Source organism: Paractinoplanes aksuensis (assembly GCF_024137025.1).
Lineage (GTDB): Bacteria > Actinomycetota > Actinomycetes > Mycobacteriales > Micromonosporaceae > Actinoplanes > Actinoplanes aksuensis.
Genome location: NZ_JAMYJR010000051.1, coordinates 108,962 through 126,103, shown reverse-complemented (window position 1 = coordinate 126,103; position 17,142 = coordinate 108,962). Strand labels below are relative to the sequence as shown.

The 17,142-nt window shown below is 69.6% G+C and carries 16 protein-coding genes; 5 read left to right on the top strand and 11 right to left on the bottom strand.

The annotated features are described in order from the left end of the window. Positions 1 to 266 precede the first annotated feature (266 nt). Positions 267 to 821 (top strand): flagellar M-ring protein FliF C-terminal domain-containing protein, encoded by a 555-nt coding sequence (locus M1L60_RS40555; protein WP_253242911.1) that lies wholly within the window; start codon positions 267 to 269, stop codon positions 819 to 821. 386 nt (positions 822 to 1,207) lie between these two features. Here the strand turns inward: M1L60_RS40555 and M1L60_RS40550 are convergent, their stop codons facing one another. From M1L60_RS40550 to M1L60_RS40540, 3 genes are all read right to left on the bottom strand, one after another. Continuing rightward, positions 1,208 to 1,636 (bottom strand): DUF6086 family protein, encoded by a 429-nt coding sequence (locus M1L60_RS40550; protein ID WP_253242910.1) that lies wholly within the window; start codon positions 1,634 to 1,636, stop codon positions 1,208 to 1,210. A 100-nt stretch (positions 1,637 to 1,736) separates the two neighbouring features. Further along, on the bottom strand, positions 1,737 to 2,006 hold the full coding sequence (locus M1L60_RS40545; RefSeq protein WP_253242909.1) for a hypothetical protein: 270 nt from the start codon (positions 2,004 to 2,006) through the stop codon (positions 1,737 to 1,739). Between the two features lie 695 nt (positions 2,007 to 2,701). After that, positions 2,702 to 4,000 carry an MATE family efflux transporter gene (locus M1L60_RS40540; RefSeq protein ID WP_253242908.1) on the bottom strand — a complete coding sequence of 433 codons (1,299 nt, stop codon included), beginning with the start codon at positions 3,998 to 4,000 and terminating at the stop codon, positions 2,702 to 2,704. A 113-nt stretch (positions 4,001 to 4,113) separates the two neighbouring features. Here M1L60_RS40540 and M1L60_RS40535 point away from each other — a divergent pair, with 113 nt between their 5' ends. Next, positions 4,114 to 5,016 carry a DUF5996 family protein gene (locus M1L60_RS40535; RefSeq protein WP_253242907.1) on the top strand — a complete coding sequence of 301 codons (903 nt, stop codon included), beginning with the start codon at positions 4,114 to 4,116 and terminating at the stop codon, positions 5,014 to 5,016. A 40-nt stretch (positions 5,017 to 5,056) separates the two neighbouring features. Here the strand turns inward: M1L60_RS40535 and M1L60_RS40530 are convergent, their stop codons facing one another. Together M1L60_RS40530 and M1L60_RS40525 are read right to left on the bottom strand one after the other, a co-directional pair. Then, positions 5,057 to 5,410 (bottom strand): hypothetical protein, encoded by a 354-nt coding sequence (locus M1L60_RS40530; protein WP_253242916.1) that lies wholly within the window; start codon positions 5,408 to 5,410, stop codon positions 5,057 to 5,059. Positions 5,411 to 5,459: 49 nt separating this feature from the next. Then, complete coding sequence (locus tag M1L60_RS40525) at positions 5,460 to 7,835, bottom strand: hypothetical protein (RefSeq protein ID WP_253242906.1); 2,376 nt, start codon at positions 7,833 to 7,835, stop codon at positions 5,460 to 5,462. Between the two features lie 127 nt (positions 7,836 to 7,962). On the opposite strand from M1L60_RS40525, the gene M1L60_RS40520 reads away from it, so the two are divergent. Continuing rightward, entirely contained in the window at positions 7,963 to 9,774 is a 1,812-nt protein-coding gene (locus M1L60_RS40520; protein WP_253242905.1) for an immune inhibitor A domain-containing protein, read from the top strand. Between the two features lie 42 nt (positions 9,775 to 9,816). On the opposite strand, the gene M1L60_RS40515 is transcribed toward M1L60_RS40520, so the two are convergent. Next, positions 9,817 to 10,821: a chemotaxis protein CheB gene (locus M1L60_RS40515; protein WP_253242904.1), complete on the bottom strand. Its 1,005-nt coding sequence runs from the start codon at positions 10,819 to 10,821 to the stop codon at positions 9,817 to 9,819. Between the two features lie 78 nt (positions 10,822 to 10,899). On the opposite strand from M1L60_RS40515, the gene M1L60_RS40510 reads away from it, so the two are divergent. Both M1L60_RS40510 and M1L60_RS40505 read left to right on the top strand, forming a co-directional pair. After that, positions 10,900 to 11,199 carry a hypothetical protein gene (locus M1L60_RS40510; RefSeq protein WP_253242903.1) on the top strand — a complete coding sequence of 100 codons (300 nt, stop codon included), beginning with the start codon at positions 10,900 to 10,902 and terminating at the stop codon, positions 11,197 to 11,199. After that, positions 11,196 to 12,236 (top strand): alcohol dehydrogenase catalytic domain-containing protein, encoded by a 1,041-nt coding sequence (locus M1L60_RS40505; RefSeq protein ID WP_253242902.1) that lies wholly within the window; start codon positions 11,196 to 11,198, stop codon positions 12,234 to 12,236. Before M1L60_RS40510 ends, M1L60_RS40505 begins: the two co-directional genes overlap by 4 nt. On the opposite strand, the gene M1L60_RS40500 is transcribed toward M1L60_RS40505, so the two are convergent. From M1L60_RS40500 to ilvA, 5 genes are all read right to left on the bottom strand, one after another. After that, on the bottom strand, positions 12,184 to 12,669 hold the full coding sequence (locus tag M1L60_RS40500) for a hypothetical protein (RefSeq protein WP_253242901.1): 486 nt from the start codon (positions 12,667 to 12,669) through the stop codon (positions 12,184 to 12,186). The genes M1L60_RS40505 and M1L60_RS40500 overlap by 53 nt on opposite strands. A gap of 214 nt (positions 12,670 to 12,883) precedes the next feature. After that, a complete protein-coding gene (locus tag M1L60_RS48100) occupies positions 12,884 to 13,654 on the bottom strand; it encodes an AraC family transcriptional regulator (RefSeq protein ID WP_253242900.1) in 771 nt (256 codons plus the stop codon). A gap of 31 nt (positions 13,655 to 13,685) precedes the next feature. After that, on the bottom strand, positions 13,686 to 14,576 hold the full coding sequence (gene sigJ, locus M1L60_RS40490; protein WP_253242899.1) for an RNA polymerase sigma factor SigJ: 891 nt from the start codon (positions 14,574 to 14,576) through the stop codon (positions 13,686 to 13,688). After that, positions 14,573 to 15,772, bottom strand: a complete 1,200-nt coding sequence (locus M1L60_RS40485; protein WP_253242898.1) for an NAD(P)/FAD-dependent oxidoreductase — start codon at positions 15,770 to 15,772, stop codon at positions 14,573 to 14,575. Before M1L60_RS40485 ends, sigJ begins: the two co-directional genes overlap by 4 nt. 114 nt (positions 15,773 to 15,886) lie before the next feature. Further along, on the bottom strand, positions 15,887 to 17,125 hold the full coding sequence (ilvA, locus tag M1L60_RS40480) for a threonine ammonia-lyase IlvA (protein ID WP_253242897.1): 1,239 nt from the start codon (positions 17,123 to 17,125) through the stop codon (positions 15,887 to 15,889). Positions 17,126 to 17,142 lie beyond the last annotated feature (17 nt).

Here is a 17,142-nt window from a genome sequence, read left to right as displayed (position 1 = left end):
GATCTTCGATTGGAAGAAGCCCTCCGAGATATTCGCCGAACTCGTAGAGGCAAATGCTTCGACCGCCTGAATTCGCCAGCATGACGCGACTGTCGCGCCGGACAATCAACCTGCATCGCGTCAGACAGTTTCCGGAATTCCCGTCTGTCCGGGTCGAGAGCCCAATGGCTGGGACGTGCGCTGTTGAGATGCCGGAGATGTCAAATTGGCGCATCACGTGCCGATGAGTAGGACGACAGCTCCAGAACATAATGACAGGATCCGACATGGCACGTATCGGCGGCAGGGTACGCACGCTCTCGCTCATCAGCGTCCTAATCGTCACAATTGTCGGTGTCTTCTTCGGCGTACAGTCATCGCGGCCCAGTGCGTTGCAGCCTTCGGCGGTCGGGTCGGCGAGAACGCTTGCGCCCTCGCCCGTAGTCGATCCAGCGGCCGAGGCGGTTCAGGTGAAGCTGAATCGGTCGCTGCAGAACATGCTGGACAGCGTCCTCGGGCCGGAAAACAGCGTCGTGGTCACAACCGTGGAGCTGGGCCCCTCAGCGTCGAGTTCTATTCCGAACCCGGCCGTTGCCGGTCTCGAGAGCAGCCAGCCGGAGACGGAACTCGATGACGAAGTGACCCGGAACAACGCGATCAACCAGGTGGACGAAATCCGCAGTTCAGCGCCGGAACCGATCACGCGGCTCGATGTGGTCGTTCGAATCCTCTCCGGCTCGTCGGACTTCGATCCTGCTCAGATAGAGCAACTGGTCAGCGCCGCCGCCGGCATCGATCCGAGCCGCGGGGACAAGATCACGGTCACCATTGCGTCCCGCTGATCACCAGCTGTCGCACGGGTGATCTCCGTTCAGCGCCACGCCACGCCACGAACGCGCCTGACTGGGGCGAACACGAGCATTATCAGACGTCCGGATTTGCCGCATATAAGGCGCGCGCGGGGCTGCCGGACTCGAACCGGCTCATGCCTTGCGGCAACACGACTGAACGTGACGCACTCTTCCCAAGTGTCTTTGCCCGGCGCGAGAGAGGCAGCACATGCGGCGACCGGAGCGCGAGGCCTTTGAGCGGCATCCTCATCTGGCGCGGCCCGCTCACCAACCAGCGTCGCAGGTCTTGTCCGAGAGGCAGCGGTGCGCCAGTGCGGCGCCGTGCCGACGCGGTGACCCGACAGCCGCAGCAGTTGTCGCCGCGCTTGCTGGCGGGCTCAGCCGGTCGGCATCGAGTCCGCGACTGCTGCGGCCCGATGGGTGAGGTCGTGCCGGTCGGCATCCGGGTCGAAGGCGTCGGTGTTCAGCGAGATCGCCTGTGCCGAACGTTCGATCTGTTTCGTCAGCGCTGCGACCGTGTTTCCGCTGCGCTTGACCATTACGAGCGCCGCTGGCAGGTAGCCGGCCAGCATCGCTTTCAGAACAGCATGATTCGACGCGAGGTACTCCGTCACGAGAGCGTCCACGAACGCGGTGAACGGCTCGGGGTCGACGGCGTACTCGTCCGTCCGTAAATCCACGACGCCGCATGGCCGGCCGGCTACCGGCACCAACACCTCAGTCATCCCGTAGAAGAGTTGCGCCACCCTGGTCGCCGGATTCCACAAGGTTTCGCCGGTGGTCGCATTGTCGAAGTACTGACCCATGGTGCCATGATCGCAACCGTCTGCGCGGCACGACCTCATGCCCGGCCGGGCCGTCCACCACGTCTCGGCGATGCATTCATCTGCCGCCTAGATGGCCGGCTCAGGGCTCGTCAGTCAGACCGAAGTTCTCCGGTGTCTCTTCGAAGACCTCGCGCCGCTCCGGATCCATCTCGCGGGCAGCGTGCTGCCGGATGAGCTCGACGAGCAGCGCTCGATCACTCTGGCTCAGCCTGCTCCTGAGATCAGTGGTGAGGTCGCCAAGCACGTCGGAAACGAAGCCTGGATCTACCAGCTCATCATCGGAGAGCTCCAGCGCCGCGACGAGATGAAGCCAGGCCCCGAGCAGGGCGTCACGGATGGCGTCGGACATGGCGGTGATCCTAAACGTACGGCCACATCCATTTACGGAAGCGATCGCGTCTCTGATATTGCAAGCACCTGAGCAGTCGTAACGTGCGCACGGATCTGCCGCGTACAAGGCGCGCGCCGGGCTACCGGACTCGAACCGGCTCATACCTCGCGGTCGGCAGCACAGAAGTGCTGGCACGGAATTTCCCACCCGCCTTTGCCCGGCGTGCCGCACCAGGTTAGCTGTCGGCCGGCGCCGGTGCGCAGGAGCTTTCTGGGCGTGCGCTCTCATTGCCGCAGTCCGCGCACTCGACTGAGGACAAGCACGTAACGCCCGCAGCGGGAGCGGTCGAAGCCCGTTTGGATGTCGCCGCTGACGATCAGACGTCACGCGGCCTCGGCCGCACGGAGCTTGGCGATCATCCCGTCCATACTGTCGGCACGTACGGCGGAGACAGTTGCCGGTGCGCTGCGATCGCCTGGTCGCATACATCCTGGAAATCGGACTCGAGCTCCGTGAACGGACGAGGGCCCTGGTTGATGGACACGAGACCTCCTTGGAGAACTCAGGCCGCCGTCTGCGCTGTGGAGCAGTATCGCCATGAACAGCGCCGGGTCGACAGCCGGAGCCGCGAACAAAGCGCTGGCGGGCCCAGGCGGTGGGGTCTACGGCGCGCAAACCTCGGCTCGGCTGAGGGCTCGCCCAGGGGGCCGGGTCTACGGCGTCTTGCGGGCGAGGCTGGGTCTGGTGGCACGGTGGAAGAAGTAGGCCTTGCTGATCGCCTGAGCCAGGTTGGCCAGGCCCAGTGCCGCCCACAGGGCCGTCAGCCCGCCGGCGTCCGCGACCGGCACCGCGAGCAGGCAGAGCAGGCCGAAGAACACTGCGGTCGAGACGAAGCCGGGCATGGTTCGGCTTAGCCCGAGCAGGCCGAACCCGTAGACGGCCTGGGCCGCGTCGGTGAGCACGGCGAACGCCACCAGCGGCAGCATGGCCCGGATGTCGTGCTGCAGTGCCGCGTCCGAGCTGAACAGTGGCACGATCCAGCCGCCGGCGACGATGGTCAGGCCGCTGAGCAAACCGACCCAGAGCAGGGCGACCACCGCGCCCGCGCCGGCGCCGCGCCGGGCGCCGGCGGCATCGCCGTCGCGCAGGGAACGCCCGATCATCGGGACCACGGCCTGTCCGACCGATACGGCCACGGCGTAGATGATGTTGACGAGCGATTCGGCCACGCCGTGCACCGCCGCCGGGCCGGTGCCGAGGCGGGCCGCCGCGAAGGTCAGCACGCCCAGCACCGCGAACTTGACCAGCACAGTGCCGGCCATCGGCAACCCGGTGCGGGCGATCAGCGTGATCTCGGTGTGGTCGGGGCGGCCCGGCCGGATCGTACGGCGTAATCCCGTGAACTTCCGCAGCGCGAGTTGCACCTGCCCGGCGTACGCAATAGCGGCGACCACCATCGCCGTGCCGGCGCCGACGACCCCCAGGGCGGGTACGAGCAGCAGGGACAGCCCCACCGTGGCCGCCGTGCTGATCAGGCCGGACCGCATGACCGTCCGGCCCCGGCCCAGCGTGACCAGGGTCGAGCCGGCCGACGCGCCGACGGACTGGGCCACGACCGCGAGGGCGAGCAGGATCGGCAGCGCCCCGAGGCCCCGGATCGTCGGCGCCGTGACGTCGATCGCCTCGGCCAGGTGCGGCGTGCCCAGCACGGCCAGCGCGCCGAGGCCCCCGATCGTGTAGCTGAGCCACAGCCCGTTGCCGAGCAGCGAACCGAGCCGCCGGTGATCATTATCGTGCCGGCTGACGTACGGCATCATCCCGCGCATCACGCCGGTCACCGTGGCCACGACCGGGACGTACACGGCCATGGCGACGGCGAACGCGGCCAGCGCGGAGGTGGCGTGCCGCCCCAGCGTGGCCGTGTTGACGAGCGCACCGGCCGAGGCTACGAGCGTGGTGACGTACAGCGGGAAGGCGGTTCTGACCACGGCCGGGTAGGGAAGGGAGCGCATCGCTGAAGCACACTTTCAAACGCCGTGGGCGTTGTCCACAGGGCCACGTACGTCACGCTTTCGGTTGTCCACAGGCCGGCCCGATCGGGGCCCGGGCCTGGCAGTCTTGAGCGATGGAGAACACGAACACCCAGCCGTGGCCCCGGCTCCGCGTGGCCGACTGGACCGACACGCGCGACACGCTGCACATGTGGACGCAGATCGTCGGAAAGGTCCGCATGGCGTACGCACCTCCGGTCAACCACTGGTGGCACGTCACGCTCTATCCGACGGCGCGTGGCCTGAGCACGTCGGCCGTGCCGCACGCCGGCGGGGTGTTCGACATCGAGTTCGACTTCCTGGCCCACCAGCTGCACGTGCGCACCAGCGACGGCCGCTCCCGCGAGGTCGCGCTCGAGCCCAAATCCGTGGCCACCTTCTACGGCGAGACCCTCGAGGCGCTGGCCGCGCTCGGTCTCGAGCCGCGGATCCATGCCGCGCCCAACGAGGTCGAGAACGCGGTGCCCTTCGCCGAGGATCACAAGCACAAGGCGTACGACGGCGAGTCCGCGCAACTGTTCTGGCGGCAACTTTTGCAGGCCGAGCGGGTGCTGGGCCGGTTCCGCTCCGAGTTCGTGGGCAAGGCGAGCCCGGTCCACTTCTTCTGGGGCGCGATGGATCTGGCCTACACGCGCTTCAGCGGTGCGGTCGCGCCGCCACACCCGGGTGGCGCGCCCAACTGCCCGCCGTGGGTGATGCACGAGGGCTATTCGCACGAGCTGGCCAGCTTCGGCTTCTGGCCGGGCGGCGGCGACGAGGGCGCCTTCTACGCGTACGCGTATCCGGAGCCCCCGGGCTACGCCGAGCGCACGGCCCCCTACTACGACCAGGCGTTGAAGGAGTGCGTGCTGCCCTACGAAACCGTGGCCGGTGCGGCCGACCCCGACGCGGTCCTCACGGAGTTTCTCCGCTCGACCTACACCGCCGCCGCCGACCTGGCCAAATGGGACCGCTCTGCCCTGGAGGCCTCCCGGTAGCCCCGCCGGCCCGCGACATCGGTGGCGCGAGACGGGCGGGTCAGCCGTCCGGCGTGAAGAGGCCCTGGATGCCGACGACGATGGCGATCAGGCCGAAGATGGCCAGGAGCAGGGCGGGTGGGGCGCTGCGGCGGGTGACGCGGTCCCAGAGCAGGGCCACGCCGACCAGGATGCCGACGACCTCGTAGTGGAACACGCGCGGGCCGTCGAAGAGGTGGACCAGCAGGTAGTAGCCGCCGGCGACCAAGGCCACCACGCCGACGATCCAGCCGAAGGGGGCCACCCGCTCGGCGGCCCGAGCCAGGTTGTCGCCGGCGCGGGGGATGCGGCGCAGCAGGGTGATCGCGAGCAGGAAGCCGCCCACGATGTTCGCGAGGTCGAGCAGCAGGGCCATGAGCACGACGCCACCCATACCCGGGAGCGCTCCCAGGCAATCCTCGGCGTCAGTCGAGCGGGGTGACGGCGGGGCGGCCCGGCTCGGGGTCGTCCGGGAGGCGCAGGGGCGCAGTCGGCAGCTCCCAGATGATGCGGGGGTTGTTCAGCGGCATGCCGTGCCACATGCGGACGTCGATGGTCGGGCTGTGCAGGTCGCCGCGGACCACCGTGGCCTTTTTGCCGGTGGCCAGGGTGAAGTCCGGCAGGTTGAGCTTGGTCAGGTCGTTGTCGTCGACCGGGCGGGGCTTCAGCAGGGCGTCGGCCAGCAGCACCGCGTCCCAGGCGGGGATGAGGTAGGTGCCCAGGTCGTTGGCGTCGCACTGCTGGCTGGTCAGCTTGGCCGCGGCGTCCAGCGGGCAGGCGTCGAGCAGCTGCCCGTCCGAGATGCCGTCGCGGCGGTCGGCGCAGCCGAAGGGGCCCTTCAGCCGTACGAGATCACCCTGCTTCTCGATCTCGCGGACCAGAATTTCGTACGTGGGCTGGCTGAGATCGGCGCAGCCGGGCCCCCCGACGTTGTAGTTGACCGCCCAGTCCGCGGTGCTGGCCGCCCTCAGCTGATAGTTGGCCATGAAGCGGCTCACCGACACGTCGGCCACGACCAGGCGGGGCCGGGAGTGCCCACACACCTCGTTGACCCGCTGCACGAACTCGGCGAAGCGGGTCCACCGGTCGGCGAAGTACAACACCGCCGGCGGCCGGCCTTTGTCGGACTCGCAGATGGAGTCGTCGATCTTGTCCAGGGCCGGTACGTGCCGGGCCGACGAGCCGGGCTTGCTCGCGACCGCGGCCAGCAGGTCGTTGACCAGCGACGTCGTGTACTGGTCGGTCGGGCTGGGCTGCTGATAGATGTCGAGCCGGAAGCCGCCCTCCTTCCGGTAGGCCTGCGTCAGCCGCCGCGCGGTGTCGTCGGCGTACGCCGTGTTCGAGGGGGCCAACTGCAGGTACCCCGGCTTGTCGACGAACTTCTTGCTGGGGGCGCCCAGATCGGCCAGCAGGTTGGGGGCGATGAACGGGATGCCGGCCTTGAGCAGGCGGTTGATCGCGCTCTGGGTGACGTCGCGGCTGTCGCCGCCGCCGATCACGACGACCCGGTCGCCCAGGGCCTTCTCGCGTTCGACGATCATCGCGGCCACGTCGTCGATGTGCGCGACGTCGGGGCCGGCGTCGGCGATGACCATATGAACCTTGTGCTTCGTGGTCGCCGCGATGTGCGACTGGGCGTACAGGAAAGCTCGTAGCTGGTCGCGTTCGGAGGGGTAGTCCCGGCCGTCGGCGCACCGGGCGGGGTCGGCCTTGAGCGGCTCGCACGAGAGCGCGCCCAGCCAGACCACGGTCAGGTGGCCCGGTTTCAGCGGCTCGTTGGCGTCGAGGATGCGGCGCTGCAGGGCGACAGTGACCGGGTCTTTGCCGAAGGCGGAAGCGGCGAACACCCCGCCGTCGGCGCTGTCGATCAGGCCGTAGCAGCGGCCGTCCTCAGTGGCCTTGAGCGTGGTGATGCCGCTCGAGGTGGGCAGGGTGTAGCAGTTGTTGAGCACACCGGGCAACCAGTCGTCGCGGGTGTAGCCGAGGAAGCTGAGGGCCAGGGTCAGCACGGCCAGCACGGCGTGGTGGGCCGGTCGCAGGCCCTTGTCCCGGACCAGTCCGGACAGCTTGTCGGAGATCACGACGGGCAGCACGATGGCCGCCACCGAGATGCCCAGCGCCCGCGCCTCGGTGCTGCCCGCGAAGATGTCGGCGATCATGACGGTGGCCAGCGCGAAGACCGCGGCGATGCCGCCGAGCAGCGCGACCAGCTTGAAGTCGGCGGTCAGCAGCACGGCCACGACGGCCAGCAGGATCGCGACCAGGATGGTGCCGACGCCGACGTAGCCGGTGATCGCCGCGTGCACCACCAGCACCAGCAGGGCGAGCACGACCACCAGGCCCGGCCGGTTGCCGGCGGTCAGCATCCCGAGCACGCGCGACTTCAGCGTGGCGGCCCGGGCCTTGGTCGCGTCGTCGGGCTCGGCTTCGTCCTTGATTTCGTCGACCACCTTGGCCAGGGCCTCCGCCTTGGCCTCGGCCTCGGCTCGGGCCGCCTTGGCTGCCTTGGTCGCCGCCGCGGCCGCTTCCTGGGCGGCCTTGGCCACCTTGACCGCGTTCGCCGCCTTGTCCTCGAGATCGTCCGCGGACTTCGGCGGGGACATCGCCTTCCGGGCCTCGTTGATGATCCAGAGCGCGCCCCACAGCCCGGCCGCTCCGGCCACCACGTACGCAAAAGCCCACCAACCTGATGAACCGGACAGCAGGGCCCGGCCCAGGATGAGCGCGGACAGCGTCACCGCCGTGAGGCGCAGCAGGTCGTCGCCGCTCGGAAGAGACTGCAGCAACCGCCGGTACCGCATCGACACCTCTCTCCGTACTCAATGGGCGAACCCAGGGTAGGGAATCGATGCCACTGCGTAAGAGGTCTTGAATCGAAACATCGAGATGTATGAGATGGGGGGACATCTCTGCAGAGGAGTACGCCCGTTGAGGAAGCAAAGCACCGTCGTGCTGGCTGCCGTCTCCGCGTTCGCGCTGGTGACAGGCCTCACGACCATGCCCGCGGCCGCCGCACCCGGCGACGTCGCGACCCGCTCGGCCGACGTGGAACCAACCGCGTCGCTGGGTGAGGACAACCTGCCCCACCCGCTGGCCGACCGGCGCGAGGCCGAGCGCACCGAGGCGCTGGCCAAGCTCATCGCGGGCCAGGTCAAGACCGAGAAGCGTACGGGATCGGAGGTCATCAAGCTCCGGAACGGCAAGTACGTCGAGTACAAGAAGAAAGAGACCAAGACCGACCCGGTGCTCACGTTCCTGACCGAGTTCGGCGACGCCGTCTACCCGGCCGCCGGCGGCACGGCGGGTCCGCGGCACAACCAGATCGCGGCCCCCGACCGTACGAATGACAATTCGACCCTCTGGCGGAGCGACTTCACCCCGGCGTACTACAAGGAACTGCTGTTCGCCAAGAACAAGGAGTCGATGGCGAACTTCTACTACAAGCAGTCCGGCGGCCGGTACACGGTGGGCGGTGACGTCTCGGACTGGGTGCAGCTGCCCTACAACGAGGCCCGCTACGGCAGCAACGAGATCGGCGAGGACGACGGCTACTGGAACTACATCAAGGACAGCGCCACCGCCTGGTACGAGTCGCAGGTGGCCGCGGGCAAGACGCCCGAGCAGATCAAGGCGTACCTGAAGATGTTCGACATCTGGGACCGCGACGACTTCGACAAGGACGGCGACTTCAACGAGCCGGACGGCTATATCGACCATTTCCAGGCCATCCACGCCGGTGAGGGCGAGGAGGCCGGCGGCGGCGCCCAGGGGCCCGACGCCATCTGGTCGCACCGCTGGTTCGCGTTCTCCGACGGCGGCGCCGGCAGCGGCCCGGCCGGCAACGAGGTCGGCGGCGTGCCGATCGGCGACAGCGGCTTCTGGATCGGCGACTACACGACCGAACCCGAGAACGGCGGCCTCGGCGTCTTCGCCCACGAGTACGGCCACGACCTGGGCCTGCCCGACCTGTACGACACGGCCGGCGGCGACAACGGCACCGGCTTCTGGACTCTGATGTCGGGCGGCTCGTGGCTCAACCGCGGCGGCCAGAGCATCGGCTCGACGCCGGGCTACATGGGCGCCTGGGAGAAGATCTTCCTCGGCTGGTCCAACTTCGTGACGGTCCAGCCGGGCAAGAGCAAACTGGTGACCCTGGGCTCGGCCGCCAACGCGGAGACCAGCCTGCTACCCGAGGCAGTCGTGGTGCCGCTGGCCGACGGCTCGTACTACGCGGCCGAGTACCGCTCGTACACCGGCTACGACGAGACACTCAAGACCGGCCCCTACCAGTTCGGCTGGCAGAGCACCCGGCCGGACTGGGTGGAGCGGTTCCCGTACCAGGACGGCTTGTTGGTCTGGTACGTCAACCCGGCCGTCGGCAACAACAACACGAGCCGGCACCCCGGTACGGGCCTGTCGCTGCCGGTCGACGCCCGTCCGGCGCCGATCATCTTCCCCGACGGCGTGCTGCTCGGTAACCGTCGACAGCCCTTCGACGCCACGTTCGGCCTGCAGAAGACCGATGCCGTGACGTTCCACCGCAACGGGGCCCCGGTCTCGGTGCCCAAGCAGGCGGCCAAGCCGGTGTTCGACGACTCCGACCCGCTGGCCTACTGGGACGCGGCCAACCCGCAGAACTCGGTCAAGGTGGCCGGCGCGGGTGTCAAGATCGAGGTGAAGACCCAGGTCACGGGTCTGATCCCGCTGATGACGGTCAAGGTCACGCCGCCCAAGGCGTGACCGGGTGCGCCGGGCCGGATCATGCGCCGGCCCGGCGCGCGCTCACCGGTCGAGCACGATGTCCGGGAAGTGCTTGCGGATCACCTCGGCCGCTTTGCGCACCTCTTCCGCGGCGGCCCGCTGATGACGTCCCGCCACGCCGGTGGCGGGATCGTTGTGGCTGCCGGCCAGGACGTCGAAGACACGAGCTTGTTCCTCGAGGATGCTCAGCGCCGTCCACAGAGCGCCCTCGACCTTGTCCTGCTGAGCTTCGAGCAGGGTCTGCGGCGACCAGATGTGCCCGGTGTGGCACGTGTAGTGGACGACGCCGCCCGTCTCGACGACGTTCATGCCGCCCGTGCAGTCGGGGCAACTCAGGGCGGCCGGTCGGCCGGGCCGCCGGTCGGTGAGTCCCTTCGTGAATTTCTCGGCCATGTCGGTTTCCGTGATCAGGTCGGCGTCGGGACGAAACCGGGACGGCTCGACCCGCTCGGACAGCAGAGCCTGGATGCCGGCGGCGATGTCCCGGCCCGGTAGCGTCTTGGCGTCCGGGACGACGGCCAGAGCGGCCCGCGGCATGCCGGAGTGCCGTGCGTCGTCCGGATCCTGGACGATGCAGGCGCCCCCGGCCGTGCTGACCGCCGCCAGCCCGACCGCGCCGTCGTCCAGGCTGCCCGACAGCTGCACGGCAACCGCGCGGGGGCCCCGCCAGCGGGCGGCGCTGCGGAACAGGGCGTCGACCGACGGCCGTACCCGGTTCTGTTTCGGCCCGGCGCTGACCAGCATCATTCCGTCCCGTACGAGCAGATGGCGGCCGGGCACGGCGACGTAGACGTGGCCCGGCTCGATCGGCGCCTCGTTCTCGGCGGCCGACACGGGCAGCGGTCCGGACCGGCTCAGCACCCGGACCAGACCGCTCGGGTCGTGGGCCGAGGTGTGCACGACCACCAGGACGGCGGCGCGCAGGTCGGCGGGGAGGCCGCCGAGGATCCGCGGCAGCACCTCGATCGCGCCGGCCGAACCGCCCAGCAGCACAAGGTCGCGTTGATCTTCTCGGTCGGCCGTCACCAGACGGGACTCCCCAGGAATGCTGCCGGTAAACGTTTGAGAGGCCCGCTCGTCCGGTACTCGGCCCCGATGACTCGCATGTCCAGGATCGCGCTGGTCGCGGCCGTGGTCGCGGCGGCCGGGATCATGACGGCCCGGCGACCCGGCCGGCGCCGCGCCGATACCCGGTCTTGGCACTCCATGACCGTGTATCGGACGCTCGACGACGTCAGCGCGAACCTGCCGGACCAGCTGTGCAGGCTCGAGGTGCAGCTCACCCCGGCCCCGGGCGGCCGCGGCGCCGAGATCCGGGCCCGCGGCGACCGGCCCGACGCCGAGGTGCGCCGGATCCTGCGGCTGAGCCGGTCGCTGCTCGAGGTGGGCGAGGTGCGGCGGTGAGAGCGCTGCAATGGCGCGGCCCGAACCGGCTGGCCGTCGGCGAGGTGCCCGACCCGGCGATCAAGACCCGGGCCGACGTCGTCGTCCGGGTGCGGCTCAGCGCCACCTGCGGCTCGGACCTGCAGCTGCTGGGCGGCGACAGCCCGTACGTCGGAAAGGGTGATGTGCTCGGCCACGAGTTCGTGGGCGAGGTGGTCGAGCTCGGGGCCGACGTGCAGCGGCACCACGTCGGCGACCGCGTGGTGGTGGCGCCGGTCATCGCCTGCGGCCGGTGCTGGTTCTGTTCGCAGTACGAATACTCGCTGTGCGACAACGGCGGCTGTTTCGGCTGGTCGCACGCCGGCAGCCACGCCGAGTACGTCCGGGTCCCGTTCGCCGACGTGGGCGCGTTCACCGTGCCCGACGAGGTCGCCGACGAGCGCGCGCTGTTCGCCTCGGACGCGGCCTCGACCGGCTGGATGGGCGCCGACATGGGCGGCGTCAACCCGGGCGACGTGGTCGCGGTGTGGGGCGCGGGCGCGGTCGGCCAGCTGGCGGCGCGGGCGGCCCAGCTGCTCGGCGCGGACCGGGTGCTGGTGATCGACCGCTACGACAACCGCTTGCGCCAGGTCGAGAAACACATCGGAGCCGAAACGATCAACTACGAGCGTACGGATGTGGTCGCCACCCTGCTGGACCGGAGCGGCGGCCGCGGCCCCGACGTGTGCCTCGAGGCCGTGGGCCGCCCCGGAACCGTCGGGGAGGCCGTCACCGCGTGCCGCAAGGGCGGGTCGGTCTTCGTGCTGGGCCTGTTCGCGGGCCTGGTCGACCGTTTCCCGCTCGGTGCGATCAGTGTGAAGGGCCTGACCGTCCGCAGCGCCCGGATGCACGGCCAGCGCTACATCCCGATGCTGCTGCAACGCATGGCCAAGGGCGAACTGACCACCGAACACCTGGCCACCCACGTGATGCCGCTGGAGGAGGCCCCCGAGGGTTACCGCCTGTTCAGGACGAGGGAGGACGGCTGCGTGCGGGCGGTGTTCCGGCCTGGTAGTTGAGCTCCATGGTGTCGGTGAACCCGGACCAGGCCAACGTGAAGCGCCAGCATCCGGGCCGCGGCAGGTCGACGATGGACGGCCCGGGCCCGCCCCCGACCTCTTGCCGCACCGGCTCGGCCGTGCCGTCGAGCGTGGCCGCGATGACCAGCGGATCCCCGGTGATGTCGGGCCGGGAGACCCACAGGATCTTGTTGTTACGCCCCGGCTCGGGCGGACTGCTCAGCCGCGCCCCGAAGACGATGGCGAGGATGTCACCCTTCGCGCCATAGACGTGCGGGGTGCCGGCGCCGTCCCAGCTGAACCCGGCCCGGGCCCATTCGGGCAGGGCGTCGGTGCGTACGGGCGAGCCACAGACTCGCACGGGCTCGGGTCCGTCCACTGCGGTGCAGCCGGCCACCAGCAGCACTGCCACCAGAACAACGACGCTTTTCATATCTCGCAGACACCGCCCGCGAACGCCCGGTTCCCCACGGGGTTCCGCTCCGACCGGCACGATGGTGAGCTCGTCGAGACGCCGCAAGCCGCGTGCGGACGCCGTCGGTGCCGCGGTGGGCTTCATCTACCCCACCGGTCGACTCGGCGGAGGCGCTCCTCGCCCGGTCCGCCCTGTTGTCGAACCGAACGGCGGCGACCCTGGCGGCAGGCGGTCAGGACTCCGGACGCTGACCGGGATCAGCGCTCCGGCGTTGCCTCGGCGTGTGCCCGTACACGCGGCGGAACACCTCGACGAAGGCGCTTGCGGTGCTCCAGCCGCAGCGGCGCGCCACCGTACCGACCGGCACTCCTTCGGCGAGCATGAGCAGGGCGTGGTAAAGGCGCAGCTGGGTGCGCCACTGCACGTAGCTCATGTGCGTATCGTCGCGGAACAGCCGCGCGAGCGTCCGCTTGCTGGACCGGCAGGCCTTGGCGAGGTCTTCGAGGTCGAGGGTGGCGGAGAGGTTCTCCTCGACGACCCGGCAGGCCTCGGCGAGACGCGGGTCGCGCGGGGCGGGCAACCGGACCGGCCGCTGATCCGAGACGGACAACTGGTCGATCAGCACGGACAACAGCCGCCGGCGCCGGGATTGCCCGGCGCCGGCGGTCTGCTCGGTGTAATGGATGATCAATTCCCGCAGCAGCGGGCTCACCTCGACCACGGCGGGCACGTCGATGCCGAGCGGGTTGCTCGATCGGGGCAGTCCGACGCCGTGCAGGGTGGTCGGGCCGTGCACCCGATGCTGGTGAGGCGCATCGGCGGGAACCCAGATCGCCCGGTTGGCCGCAGCGATCCAGCTGCCTGCCGTCGTGCTGACGGATATCACTCCGGTGCTGGCGTACACCAGTTGGTGCTCGTCGTGGGCGTGGTGGTGGACCACGGCGCCCGGTGCCAGCCGGAGCACCAATGTCGCGGTGTCCCACCGATGGCTCGATTCCGTCACAAGGGCGCATCTTATCGAGAACGAGTCGCGGTCAGAGGTGTAATTTATCCGGGTTCACCTGCATGAGGATGCGGGTGATGACCCCGTCGGTGATCGACACGTCGACAGTCCCGACGATGTGGCCGCCGATCGATACGACGATCCCGTTCCGCCCGTTCAAGGCTCGGATCGCGTACGCCGGCGGGACAGCGGAGTTGTTCTCCTGCAGCCGCATCGAGCCGAGCAGGTACTTGGCGACGGCCGTGCTGCCCACCACCGGCTTCAGCGCGGCGTGCACGACGCCACCGCCGTCGGCCACTGCTTCCACGTCCGGGTGCAGAACCTTGACCAGGGCGGCCAGGTCACCGCCCCGGCAGGCGTCCAAGAAAGCCGCCACGACGTGGTCCCGGTCAACGGTCGTGACGTCGAAGCGGCGCTCCAGACGCAGGTGACGGCGGGCCGAGACAGCGGACTGCCGGCAAGCGGCCGGGCTGCGCCCGACCGTTTCGGCGACTTCGTCGAACGGCACACCGAACACGTCGTGCAGGATGAAGCTGACGCGCTCGGCGGGCGACAACCGCTCCAGCGCCACCATGAACGCGTACGACACCGAGTCGTCCAGGGTGACCCGGTCCGCCGGGTCCACGGTCATCGAGTCATCGGCCGGCCCGCCGGCGCCGAGTACCGGCTCCGGCAGCCAGACACCCTGATAGCGCTCGCGCCGCACGCGGGCCGACTTCAGCTGGTCGAGACAGACGCGGCTGACGACCCGGGTCAGCCAGGCCAGCGGTTCCCGCACCCGCGCCCGGTTCTCCTCGCTCAGTTGCTGCCAGCGAAGCACGCCCTCGCCTACGGCGTCCTCCGCGTCATGGACCGAGCCCAGCAGACGGTACGCGACCGCGAACAGGCGGCGGCGTACGGCGTCGGTGATGTTGATTGTCATGATCCACTCTTGGGGGTGGGACCCTTCGGCGTCGGGTAGGCGCCGGGCTTCGTCCGTTCCTTGGCCGGCAGGGAGACCGACATCTTGCAGACCGACTCCTTGACCCGGGCCCCGAGCCGTCCACCGATGTGCAGCGGACGCGGGCGGTCGTCGGCGTGCACGAGCTGGATGTAGCCGCGCTTGCGGCCGAGGCTGATGCACTGGGCCTGGAATCCGATCGAGACCGGCTCCGGCTCCTGCCCGCGGATCTGAGCCAGCACGGTCTCCGCCGCCTTCCCGCCCAGGGGCAGGGCGATGGCGCATCCCATCCGCAGATGCTCACCGGCCGGGCCCGACATCACGATCGCGTCGCCCGCCCCGACGATGCCGGGCGTGTCGAGGCTGCGCAGCCCGGTGTCGACGCGCATGCGCCCGTCGGCCGCTACCGCCAGTCCGCTCGTGCGGGCGAGGTCGGGAACGGTGAAGGAGGCGGCGACGATGCAGACGTCGGCCTTCTCGATGCGGCCGTCGGCCAGCACGACCTGGCCGGGCTCGATCCGTGCGACCGGCTGCTGCTCCTGGATTTGCACGCCCAGCTTGTTCAGCGATCTGGTCAGCGACCGGCGGGCAGCGGCCCGCATCGCTGGAACCAGGGTGCCCGCGCACATCAACACCACCGAGGCACCCGGGTGCTGTTCAGCGATCTCGCCGGCCGCCTCGACCCCGGTGAAGCCGCCGCCGATCACGACGATGCGTGCGCCGGGCCCGGCCCCGCGGACCGCGGCGGCCGCGCTTTCTGCGCCGTCGAGGTCTCCCAGCAGGAAGCCGTGCTCCCGGCTGCCCGGGATCGTCGTGGCGGCTGTGCTGCCGACCGCGTAGATGAGGTGGTCCCACGGCATGACGATCTCCGTCCGGCCGGGTCGGGAGACATGCACCGTCCGGGCGTCGGGGTCGATGACCTCGACTCGTCCCACTAGCAGCTGGGCCGCCTGGTGCAGGAGCTCGGTCAGGGGAACGAATGCCGACCGGCGGGTTCCGGCGGCCAGCTCGTGGAACCGGATCCGCTCGACGAACTGGTCGGTCGGGTTGATCACGGTGAGGCGCACCCGCCGCACCTCGGCCTCGGTCAGCGAGGCGAGGAGCCGGTTGGTGGCGATCACACCGGCGTAACCGGCGCCGACGACCACGATGTCGATCTGCTCTGTGGTGGGCTTCATGAGGCGTCCTTCAATCGGTGGTGGGTTCTGCCCGATTGACGAGCCATCGCCCGCGGATGTGAGAACACGCGGTGTGATCACCGCCATACGCCGGCCGCGGCTCGAGGCAGAGGCTCACAGCAGGAAACGGAACAGGGGACTGGAAGCCTCGATGCGCTCGACCCGCGGCGCAGCCGCCTCCATCCGGGCGAGCAGGCCCGCGAGGCCACGGGGGTCGGCCAGCTCGATGCCGACCAGCGCGGGGCCGGTCTCCCGGTTGCTGCGCTTGACGTACTCGAACAGCGTGATGTCGTCGTCGGGACCGAGAACCTCGTCGAGAAACCGGCGCAAGGCACCCGGTTCCTGCGGGAAATCCACGAGGAAGTAATGCTTGCGCTGCTCGTACATCAGCGCCCGCTCGACAACTTCGGCATAGCGGCTGACATCGTTGTTCCCGCCGGAGAGCACGCACATCACCGTGGTGTCCGGTGAAATAGCCAGGCCCGGCAGACCCAGTGCGGAGGCGGCCAGCGCGCCGGCCGGCTCGGCGATGATCCCGTCGGTCTGGAAGAGGGCCAGCATCTCCTGACAGGTCCGGCCCTCGGGCACCGCCACCACCTCCGGCCGCGAACCGGCGATGATTGAGAAGGTGAGATCGCCGACCCTCCGCACGGCGGCACCGTCGACGAAGGTGTCGAGATCGCCGAGCGTCACCGGCCGGCCCGCCTCGAGCGCCGCGGCAAGGCTGGCCGCTCCAGCCGGTTCCACACCGATGATGCGGGTACGCGGATGCCGCTGAGACAGCCACGCGACCGAGCCGGCCAGCAGGCCGCCTCCGCCGACGGGCAGTATCACCACATCCGGAGCGCCCCCTAGCTGCGTCACCGCCTCACGGACGACAGTCCCCTGGCCGGCGATCGTCCGCAGATCGTCGAACGCGGGAACAATCGTCGCTCCGGTCGCGTCGGCGTGCGCTGCGGCCACAGCGGCGGCGTCGTCATAAGTCTCCCCGATCAGCACCATCTCGACCAGATCGCCGCCCAGCGCCGCGATACGGTCACGTTTCTGCCGTGGTGTCGTGCGCGGCAGGTAGATCCGCCCATGCACGCCCAGCGCCGAGCAGGCGGACGCCACCCCCTGTGCATGGTTGCCGGCGCTGGCCGCGACCACTCCCGCCGCGCGTGCCGCTTCGCCGAGCTGGGCGATCAGATTGAACGCCCCCCGCGCCTTGTACGAGCGAACCGCCTGCAGGTCCTCCCGCTTGAGCCATACATCCGCACCCGTCAAAGCCGAGAGGCGCGTGTTGCGCTCCAACGGAGTCCTCGGGACCACATCGGCGACACGGGCCGCCGCCTGATCGACGGCCTCGGCCATCAGCGGCAACGCCGGAC